Annotated in this window: 10 protein-coding genes and 1 other RNA gene; 3 read left to right on the forward strand and 8 right to left on the reverse strand. The window is 67.6% G+C overall.

Features of this window, described 5'->3' with window-relative positions:
- Window positions 1-16 precede the first annotated feature (16 nt).
- A complete protein-coding gene (locus ACNO8X_RS21460) occupies window positions 17-1,546 on the reverse strand; it encodes a WS/DGAT/MGAT family O-acyltransferase (protein WP_418002619.1) in 1,530 nt (509 codons plus the stop codon).
- 62 nt (window positions 1,547-1,608) lie between these two features.
- Between ACNO8X_RS21460 and panB the strand changes: the two genes are divergently transcribed.
- Complete coding sequence (gene panB, locus ACNO8X_RS21465; protein WP_260941129.1) at window positions 1,609-2,454, forward strand: 3-methyl-2-oxobutanoate hydroxymethyltransferase; 846 nt, start codon at window positions 1,609-1,611, stop codon at window positions 2,452-2,454.
- A 78-nt stretch (window positions 2,455-2,532) separates the two neighbouring features.
- Here the strand turns inward: panB and ACNO8X_RS21470 are convergent, their stop codons facing one another.
- Window positions 2,533-3,312, reverse strand: coding sequence for an enoyl-CoA hydratase/isomerase family protein (locus ACNO8X_RS21470; protein WP_418002620.1), 780 nt, complete (start codon window positions 3,310-3,312; stop codon window positions 2,533-2,535).
- 97 nt (window positions 3,313-3,409) lie between these two features.
- Here ACNO8X_RS21470 and ACNO8X_RS21475 point away from each other — a divergent pair, with 97 nt between their 5' ends.
- Window positions 3,410-4,915, forward strand: coding sequence for a CHAD domain-containing protein (locus ACNO8X_RS21475; protein ID WP_418002621.1), 1,506 nt, complete (start codon window positions 3,410-3,412; stop codon window positions 4,913-4,915).
- A 5-nt stretch (window positions 4,916-4,920) separates the two neighbouring features.
- Here the strand turns inward: ACNO8X_RS21475 and rnpB are convergent.
- The 4 genes from rnpB to ACNO8X_RS21495 all read right to left on the reverse strand — a co-directional run bounded on the left by rnpB (window position 4,921) and on the right by ACNO8X_RS21495 (window position 7,323).
- Window positions 4,921-5,336: RNase P RNA component class A (gene rnpB, locus ACNO8X_RS21480), an RNA gene on the reverse strand.
- Window positions 5,337-5,361: 25 nt separating this feature from the next.
- A complete protein-coding gene (locus ACNO8X_RS21485) occupies window positions 5,362-5,712 on the reverse strand; it encodes a hypothetical protein (protein WP_418002622.1) in 351 nt (116 codons plus the stop codon).
- Window positions 5,713-5,726: 14 nt separating this feature from the next.
- Window positions 5,727-6,356: a class I SAM-dependent methyltransferase gene (locus tag ACNO8X_RS21490; protein WP_418002623.1), complete on the reverse strand. Its 630-nt coding sequence runs from the start codon at window positions 6,354-6,356 to the stop codon at window positions 5,727-5,729.
- A 1-nt stretch (window position 6,357) separates the two neighbouring features.
- Entirely contained in the window at window positions 6,358-7,323 is a 966-nt protein-coding gene (locus ACNO8X_RS21495) for an NAD(P)/FAD-dependent oxidoreductase (protein ID WP_418002624.1), read from the reverse strand.
- Window positions 7,324-7,370: 47 nt separating this feature from the next.
- On the opposite strand from ACNO8X_RS21495, the gene ACNO8X_RS21500 reads away from it, so the two are divergent.
- Window positions 7,371-7,949, forward strand: coding sequence for a helix-turn-helix domain-containing protein (locus ACNO8X_RS21500; protein WP_418002625.1), 579 nt, complete (start codon window positions 7,371-7,373; stop codon window positions 7,947-7,949).
- Window positions 7,950-8,631: 682 nt separating this feature from the next.
- Here the strand turns inward: ACNO8X_RS21500 and ACNO8X_RS21505 are convergent.
- Complete coding sequence (locus ACNO8X_RS21505; RefSeq protein WP_418002626.1) at window positions 8,632-9,294, reverse strand: CAP domain-containing protein; 663 nt, start codon at window positions 9,292-9,294, stop codon at window positions 8,632-8,634.
- A 16-nt stretch (window positions 9,295-9,310) separates the two neighbouring features.
- Window positions 9,311-9,679 carry a DUF732 domain-containing protein gene (locus ACNO8X_RS21510; RefSeq protein WP_418002627.1) on the reverse strand — a complete coding sequence of 123 codons (369 nt, stop codon included), beginning with the start codon at window positions 9,677-9,679 and terminating at the stop codon, window positions 9,311-9,313.
- Window positions 9,680-9,684: the final 5 nt, after the last annotated feature.

The raw sequence follows: 9,684 nt of genomic DNA on the forward strand, positions 1-9,684 counted from the left end.
GCGTTGCCGCGCGCCGTCATACGGTGGCGGCAGCAACCAGCTCGTCCAACTCGGTGGCGAATTCGTCGGCCATGGCCCACAGGTCCGGAACCAGCTCCGGGCACGAGATCAGGCCGACGTCGAGCGTGCCGTTGAGGGACATCACGGTGATGTTCAACCCGGAGCCGTGGAACAGCGGGCCCAGCGGGTACATCGCCTTGACCTCGGCGCCCAGCATGTACAGCGGATCCTGCGGACCGGGCACGTTCGAGACGACGAGGTTGTGCACCGGCTTGGCCTCGGCCAGTTTGGTCACCGCGAGCACCCGCATCGCCGCGCCGAACACCGACGGTGCGGCGAACTGCGACCAGTCCTGCAGCAGCGTCGCACTGATCGCCGAACTGTGTTGTTTGGCAACTGTGCTCGAGTCGGCGATGGCGCGCAGCCGCTCGGCCGGGTCCTCGATGGTGGTCTCCAGTTTGGAGAACATGCCGGACACCTGGTTGCGGCCGGGGCGGTCGGATTTCCCGTGCACCGACACCGGGCACATGGCCACCAGGGTGGACTCCGGCAGCGCGTCCTGCTCCAGCAGGTAGCGCCGCAGCGCGCCGGACACCAACGCCAGCACCACGTCGTTGACCTTGACGTGGAAGTGGTTCTTGACGGTCTTGATGTCCTCGAGGTCCAGCTGGGCGAACGCCACGTTGCGGTGCCCGGTGACGTTGACGTTGAACGCGGTTTTCGGCGCGGCGAATGGCGCCGCCATGGTCAGGCCCTTGGCGGCGCGGCGGACGGTGTCGATGACGCTGGTCGCCGTCGAGGGCAGCACATTGGCCAGCTTGAGCGGGCGGCTGAAGTACTTGACCGCGCCGCCGACGGCGATCTCGAGTTCGGAGGCGGTGCCGCTGCCCGCGACGGGCTCGGGCGCCGGTGCGTCAGGTTCGAGGGTGCACAGCTGCGACATCAGGTTGGCGCCGGTGACGCCGTCGATTCCCGCGTGGTGCATCTTGACCATGACGGCCAGCCGGCCGCCGTTGTGTGCGTCGGTGCCTGCGATGTTCTCGATGACCCACATCTCCCACAGCGGGCGGCTGCGGTCGAGCTGCAGCGCCGCGATGTGCCCGCAGATCTCGGCGAGCTCGGTACGGCCGCCCGGGGCCGGCAGCCCGATCCGGTGCAGGTGCCGGTCGATGTCGAAATCCGGGTCCTCGACCCATACGGGGTGGTCGAGGTTCAGCGGCGAGTCCGCCAGCTTCTCGCGGAACTCGGGCATGGCGGCGATGCGCTCGCTAAGCATCTGCCGCATCTTGTCGAACGTGTAGCCACCCGGGATGGTCGCGGCATCCAGTTCCAGCACGGAGCACACGTGCAGGGGCTGAACCGCCGTTTCCAGATAGAGGAAGCTGGCGTCGAGGCCGCTGAGCCGTTGGTATCCGGGCATGGGCGTGATCGTAGGCGGCGGCCCTGCTCCGCACCTGAGGAGGACAAAATCGCCCCAGTGTGAGGCATTCCACTTCACGTGTCGTTCACCTTCGGGGTCTGGTGGTGGCAGACTTGACCCCGTCATACGTCCCGGGGACCCGATTTGGGCCTCGAGGTTCGAACCGACCAACACATTTGAGGACGACGATGTCTGATCAGCTTTACGGCGCTGCCCCGGAGTCTGTCTGTACGACCCCGCGCACCAAGGTCCGCACTCACCACCTGGCGAAATGGAAGGCCGAAGGCCACAAGTGGGCGATGCTCACGGCCTACGACTACTCCTCCGCCCGCATTTTCGATGACGCCGAGATTCCGGTACTGCTGGTCGGCGATTCCGCGGCCAACGTGGTCTACGGCTACGACACCACCCTGCCCATCACCATCGACGAGCTGATCCCCCTGGCCCGCGCGGTCGTCAAGGGTGCCCCGCACGCGCTGGTGGTCGCCGACCTGCCGTTCGGCAGCTATGAGGCCGGCCCGCAGCAGGCGCTCGCCACGGCGACGCGCTTCATGAAGGAAACCGGTGCCCACGCGGTCAAGCTGGAGGGCGGTGAGCGAATGGTCGAGCAGATCGCCGCACTGACGCAGGCCGGCGTCCCCGTCGTGGCCCACATCGGCTTCACCCCGCAGAGCGTCAACGGGCTGGGCGGTTTCCGCGTCCAGGGCCGTGGCGATGCCGGTGACCAGACCATCCACGACGCCATCGCGGTGGCCGAGGCCGGCGCGATCGCCGTGGTGCTCGAGATGGTGCCGGCCGAGCTGGCCACCCAGATCACCGGCAAGCTGACCATCCCGACCGTCGGCATCGGTGCCGGCGCCAACTGCGACGCGCAGGTGCTGGTGTGGCAGGACATGGCCGGTATGACGAGCGGCAAGACGGCGAAGTTCGTCAAGCGCTTCGGTGATGTCGGAGCCGAATTGGGCCGGGCCGCACGGCAATACGCCGCCGAGGTGGCCTCGAGCGTGTTCCCCGCCGAGGAGCACTCCTACTAATTTTTCTGCGCGAGCAGACGTGAAAACCCCCATTTTCCGTGGAATTTGGGGGTTTTCACGTCTGCTGGGCAGATTGGGTCAGGCGAATTCCGGCTTGCGCTTGCCGACGAAGGCGCCGACGCCCTCTTTGCCGTCGGCCGACGACGCACACTTGGCGATCAGCCGGCCTTCACGCTCGAGCTGGGTCTCGTAGTCGGCTCCCCAGGTGGTCAGCAGCAGCTGCTTGACGGCGGCGTTCGAGCCGCCGGCCTGCGTGGCGACCTCGGCCGCCAGGGCGTCCAACGCGGCGGGCAGCTCGGCGTCCGGCACGACGCGCGTGACCAGGCCCCAGTCGGCGGCCTCGGCCGCCGTGAGCACGCGGTTGGTGATCATCAGTTCCTGGGTGCGTCGCAGGCCGATCAGCCGCGGCAGCACGTACGACGATCCGCCGTCGGGGCTCAGGCCGGCCTTGGTGTACGCCATGGTGAACGACGCGGACTCCGCAGCGAGCACCAGGTCACCGGAGACGCCCAGCGGGAAGCCCGCGCCGGCGGCGACGCCGTTGACGGCGGTGATCAGCACGGCGTCCATCCGGGCGAAGGTGGACATGGCGCGATGCAGATCGTTGGCCATGCCCTTCACGAACACACCCGGGTCAGCGGCGGCAGCCATTGCCTTGAGGTCGCCGCCGGCGCAGAAGAACCGGCCTTCACCGGTCAGGGTGACGACCTTCACCGCGGACGTATCGCACAGCGCAGCGGCCACAGCCAGGTCGCGGGTGAGGACGTCGTTCATGCCGTTGGCCGCATCAGGCCGGTCGAGCACGATATTCACGACGGCGCCGGACTGGGCGAACTTCAGTGTCTCGAATTCGGTCACGGGTCAAGACGTTATCGGCAGCCGGCCGCGCACTGCGATGTGGCACGCTAATGGCAGCGTTGGTACTGCCCGTCCCGGGTCGCAAACGAAGGTGAACATGGCCGCTGGCAAGCGTAAACCGTCCCGCCACACCGAGATTGAACGCAAGTTCGCGGTGGTCGACAGCACGGTATCCCCGTCGTTCGACGGCTTGTCCGCCGTCAGCCGGGTCGAGCAGCTGCCCGTCGCACACCTGGACGCGGTGTACTTCGACACCCCGGACCACGATCTCGCGGCACACAAGATCACCTTGCGCCGCCGCACCGGTGGCACCGACGCGGGCTGGCACCTGAAGCTGCCCGCCGGTGCCGACGCGCGCACCGAGGTCCGGCTGCCGATCACCGCAGCGCGCGAGAGCGTGCCCGAGGAACTGCGCGACATCGTGTTGGCTATCGTTCGCGACCGCTCGCTGCAGCCCGTCGCGCGGATCGAAACCGAGCGCACCGTCTCCATGCTGCACGCGCCCGACGACACCGAGCTGGCCGAGTTCTGCGACGACCGGGTGACCGCCACGGCGGGTGAATCGCTGCAGAACTGGCGCGAGTGGGAGCTGGAACTGGTCGGTGCCGGCTCAGAGGGCGCTGACTCGGCTGCCGAGCTGCTCGACCGGCTGGCCAACCGGCTCTTCGACGCGGGCGCGGAACCGGCCGGGCACGGGTCGAAGCTGGCCAAGGTCCTCGCGGCGGCCCGGGGCGAGGACGCACCGGAGCCATCCCCCGAGCCGACGGACAAGGTGCACCGCGCCATCGCGGCGCACGTGTCCGAACTGATCGACTGGGACCGCGCGGTGCGCGCCGACACCTTCGATTCGGTGCACCAGATGCGGGTCACCATCCGCAAGATCCGCAGCCTGCTGCAGGAGACGGGCGATCTGGGTGACCGCGAGTGGGTGCTCGAGGAGCTGAAGCTGCTGGCCGGGATTCTGGGCACGGCGCGCGACGCCGAGGTGCTCGCCCAGCGGTACGAAGAAGCGTTGAAGGGACTCGCACCGGACCTGGTTCGCGGGCAGGTCCATGAGCGGCTGGTCGACGGTTCGCAGCGGCGCTATCAGTCCGGGCTGCGGCGGTCGCTGACGGCCATGCGCTCGGAGCGGTACTTCCGGCTGCTCGACGCACTCGATGCGATCGTCGTCGACAACACCCAGCCGGCCGCCGCCGACGAGGACGCGCAGCCGGTGACCGTCGCCGGCGCCTACCGCCGGGTCCGCAAGTCGGTGCGGCTGGCGGAGGCCGCGGAGGCTGCCGGCGCCGAGGACAGTGAGGAGGCGCTGCACCGGATCCGCAAGGGCGCCAAGCGCCTTCGCTACACCGCCGCCGCCATGGGCGAGTCGAAGGTGGTCGATTGCGCCAAGGACATCCAGACGCTGCTGGGCGATCACCAGGACAGCTACGTCAGCCGCGGGCATCTGGTGCAGCAGGCGGAGGCCGCCCACGCCGCGGGCGAGGACACCTTCACGTACGGCATCCTGCACCAGCAGGAGGCGGAGGTCGCCGAGTACGCCCGGCTGCAATTGGATGCCTCGCTCAAGGCGCTGGCCCGCGCGATGCGCAAGGTGAAGAGGTAGCGGGGCGGACGAGCTGGCCTCTAAGCCGGATTCTGTTCCCCGCCACCATCGCTGGTGGCGAGGCGGCGACCATCCATCTGGGTACACCGTCGCCGGGTACCTCGAGCGGCCTACCCGCAGGCTCGGGCGAGCAGCCCTCGGGCACCTGCGCAACCGCAACCAGGTTGCGGCCTTCTTGGCCTTGCTTCGGGTGGGGTTTACCTAGCCACTCCGGTCACCCGGAATGCTGGTGCGCTCTTACCGCACCGTTTCACCCTTACCGTCTGAACCCCAGGGCTTCGCCCTGGCACTCAAGTCGGCGGTCTGTTTTCTGTGGCACTGTCCCGCGAGTCACCTCGGATTGCCGTTAGCAATCACCCTGCTCTGTGAAGTCCGGACTTTCCTCGAAACCTCCCGGTCCCGCGGCCGCCCGGCCAACTCGTCCGCGCCGATACCATATCAGCTGGTCAGAGCGCCGCGACCAGCGAGTCCAGGACGACGATCGCGCCGTACGCCAAGAGCACCTGTTTCAGCCATCGCGGCCCGTCGTGACGCGTCCGGGCGACCGCCAGGCCGATGCCGAGGACCACGATCACCGGCACCGTGATGGCCCACTCGGACCACACTTGCCGCGGTCCGTACACCAGTAGTGCGGCAGCCGGTCCCAGCGACCAGTCACCGGAGGTGGCCAATGAGTTGCCCATGGCATCGTTGATCAGTTGAACCGCCTGGAGGCCACCGAGCAGCAGGCACAGGCAGGCGGTCACCAGCAGCATCGATTCGGCAACCAGCCGGATGTCGAGCCGGTGCTTGACCACCTGGTGACCTCCGATCAGGGCGTGCGACGCAGGACAATCAGATTGTCCCGCAAAACGGCGGATTCGCCAGCAGGGCTGATCGCCTCACGTTCCAGCGTACCGACGTGTTCCGTGTGCCAGCCTTCGTCCGCCAGACCGAGCTCGGCGACGACCTCGTCCGCGGACTGAAAGTGGTGGTCATGGATGTGTTTCGAGGCCCAGGGCGGCGCCTCGCCATGGTCGACGATCAGCAGCGTGCCGCCCGGCGCGACGGCAGCTGACGCCTGCTGCAGTATTTGCCGGCGCTCCAGATGAACCGTGGAATGCAGGAACTGCGCCGACACCAGATCGAAGCTGCCCGCCGGGAAACTGTGGGACAGATCGTGGTGCTGGAAGTCGATGCGCTCGGCCACTCCCCTGTCCACGGCCGCGGCGCGGGCCCGATCGAGGGCGTTGGTGGCGATGTCGACCGCCACCACCTGCCAGCCCGCGGTGGCCAGCCAGATCGCGTCGGCGCCTTCGCCGCAGCCCAGGTCGAGCGCGCGGCCCGGGGTCAAGCCGCCGGCGATCGTCGCGAGGTGGGCGTTGACCCGTCCACTCCACATCTGCGGCTTCTCGGCGTACCGGCCTTCCCAGTGTTCCTGCGGTGTTTCAGTCGCGGACATATCAATTCTCCTGCTGATCGAAGACGGGCCAGGGCATGACGGGTAGGCCGAACTGGTCGTGCAGCAGACTCTGCACGATGGCGGCGGCCGCGGCGGAACCGGTGGCGATGGCCGTGGCCACCTGAGGCATCTGCGCGCAGACGTCGCCCGCGGCGAAAACGCCGGGAACCGAGGTGCGGTTGATCGGGTCGACCACCACAGCGTCGACGACGACCGGGCTGGGCGGGGCGATCCGCACGCCGAGTTGCGTCGCCAGGTCGTTGCGCTGCCGCAGCGCGCTGGCCACCAACACGCCCTCGCGCTTCAACTCGTCACCGTCGGCGAACACCACGGACGCCAATGCGCCATCGTGCGAGACGAATTCGACGATCTTGCGTTCATCGACGTGCACACCGACGTCGGTCAACGCGCGGTATTGGTCGGCGTCCAGACCGGAGGGGCCGTTGGTCACGACGACGATGTCGTCGGTCCAGCCCCGCAGCATCAGCGCCATGTGCACGACCCGGTCGCCGTCGGCGAGGACGGCCAACGCCTGGTCGCGCGCTTCCCAGCCGTGGCAGAACGGGCAGTGGAAGACCGAGCGGCCCCAGTGTTCGTCCAATCCTGGGATGTCGGTGACCTCGTAGTGCATGCCGCCGGCCAGCAGCATCCGCTGCGCGTGGTGTACGGAGCCGTCGGCGAGTTCCAGCCGGAACGTGGGGCCGTCATGCGCGGTCGCGCCGGTGACCTGACCGTCGATGACCTGCACCGACGGATACTCGGCGAGTTCACGGCGCCCGGCGGCATACAGGTCGGCCGGCGGCCGCCCGTCGTGGCCCAGCAGTCCCCCGATGCCGTGTGCCGCGCGGTTGCTCTGCTCGCCGGCGTCGATGACCAGCGTGCGTCGTCTCGCGCGGCCCAGCACCAGCGCGGCGCTCAGTCCCGCCACCCCGCCACCGACGATGGCGCATTCCCATTCGTTGTTCATGACACCGACCTTGCCGGGCCGTGCCGAAAATGCCAAGCTAATTTGCCATGCAGGCAAACCCTGAGGACGACGACATCGAGGCGCGGGTCCGGCGACGGCTGCGGGAGCTGCGCATTCAACGCGGCATGACGCTGGAAGACGTTGCGCGCGCGGCCGATATCGACATCTCCACGTTGAGCCGATTGGAATCGGGCAAGCGCCGATTCGCGCTCGACCACCTGCCCCGCCTCGCCGCGGCCCTCTCGATCAGCACCGACGAGCTGATGCGCGCACCCGAGGCCGAGGACCCGCGGGTCCGTGGTGCGTCACACAGCCGCGACGGGATCACGTACTGGCCGCTGACGCGCGGCGGTCCGGCCGGAGGTCTGCACACGTTCAAGATCCGGGTGAGCACCCGACGTCGGACGCCACCTGCCACGCTGCCGGTGCACGACGGCCAGGAATGGCTGTACGTGCTGTCAGGGCACCTGCGGCTGCTGCTGGGCGATCGCGACTTCACCATCAAACCCGGTGAGGCCGTGGAGTTCTCGACCTGGACTCCGCACTGGTTCGGTACCGTCGACGGCCCCGTGGAGGCGATCGCCATCTTCGGCCCTCATGGCGAAAAGCTGCACGTGCGCAACTGAGTTCTAGCGCGCGACGAGCGAGATCTAGCGCGACGAGCGAGCTATCTCTCTAGACAACTCGCGCCCGGAGCCGTCAGCTTTCCTTGACCGTCAAGGAAAGCTGACGGCCCCAAATCAAACATGTCCTAGAGACTGGTCCTCGGCCCTCCGACGTTGTCGGTGCCGCGGCGCATACTTCCCGAAATGCCTTCGGGGAGGGACAGAAAATGGGTGGGCCATCTGATGATCCGTACATGCGAGAGTTGGGCCGTCGGGCGCTGGTGGACCTGCTGGGCGACGACGGCGCCTATCGAGCCGTCAACGGCCTCGAACTCGACTTGCCTGACGATGACGTGTACGAGGAGCGCGAGCCGGAACCCGATTCGGTGTTGGCCGATTTCTACAGCGGAAACAGTTTGCGCGCCTTGGCCGAAGCCGTGACGGTCTTACCGCTGCGAAGAAACGCTACGACGAGGCCGTCTCCCAAGCTCGCAAGGCCGGGTGGAGCTGGGCCGAAGTCGCCCGCGTTCTTGGCGTTACCAAGCAGGCCCTGCACAGCCGGTTCCGTGGCCGGGCGCCCGATTGACGAGCTGTCTCCATACACAACTCGCGCCCGGAGCCGTCAGCTTTCCTTGACGTCAAGGAAAGCTGACGGCTCCAGATCGAATGTGTCACAAGAGAACCGACACGCCGAACGGCCCGGTCAGTTCGCCGGATACGCCGGAGGCGGGTTGACCCCGCGGAGGATCCAGGGGAACCAGGTGAAGAAGTGCTCGACTTCGTCGCTGCCGTCGTAGTCGGGGCTCGGGTCGAAGCCGTTGACGCCACCACCCTGCCTCTCGTCGCGGTGCGGCGGTTCGGGCAACTGCCCGTAGACGGCGACGACGACGGTGCGGTCCAGGCTGTTCTCCGACCACACCCCCATCTGATTGTTCGCGCAGTTGGCCATGATCGCCTTGATGGCGGGGTCGTAGTACCACTGGTTGATCAGCTCGACGCCGCTGATCGCGAGCGCCGGGTTGGTGGCCACCGTCTGCGCCACCGGACCACCGCGGTAACCCGCGTCCGCGGCCCGCGTCTGGGGCGTGGATCCGTCGGAACCGATGTCCCCGTCCAGGTCCCGGTTGGCCATCATGTCTTTGGCCTGCCGCTCCGCGGCTTGCTGCAGCTGCGGGTTCACCGCGACGTCGTTGGTGCACCCGGCCTGGTGCTGCACGGTGTAGACGTTCGACACGACGGAATCGTTGAGCCGCTTGTTATTCGGAATCAGAGTGTTCCCGTTGTCAGCGTGCGCGAACGGCATGCAGAGCACGGCGCTGACGGGCACGACAGCCAACGCAGACAGCACCACTGGCCGACACCTCATGTTGAATTCCTTTGCATCAAGGATGGACACCTGGCGGTGACTGGTAGTGCGCCGCTGACTTGCGCAGCTGCCAGATCTGCGCGGGGCACAGTTCGTTGACGGCCTGCGAAATCAGATAGGACGCCTGGTAGTCGTCGTCGGTATTGAAATCGCCTCGTACATCGCCCATCACCTGGCCGAACGGCTGCCCGGCCGCCACCTTGTCGCAGATGCCGTAGCCATAGCCCAGGGCCGCATCGGCATCGGGAAAGTTGTAGCCCGGCCGCACCTGCACGCCGATCAGGTACGCCGTCGCATCGGCGTTTGCCGCCGCCGGCGCGAACACCGCCGGCGCCCCGAGTGCCGCCGCGGTGAGCAATCCACAGGTCCATCGCCTCGCTGTCATGGGGC

It is taken from the genome of Mycobacterium sp. PDNC021 (assembly GCF_048282635.1).
In the GTDB taxonomy this organism is placed as follows: Bacteria; Actinomycetota; Actinomycetes; order Mycobacteriales; family Mycobacteriaceae; genus Mycobacterium; species Mycobacterium llatzerense.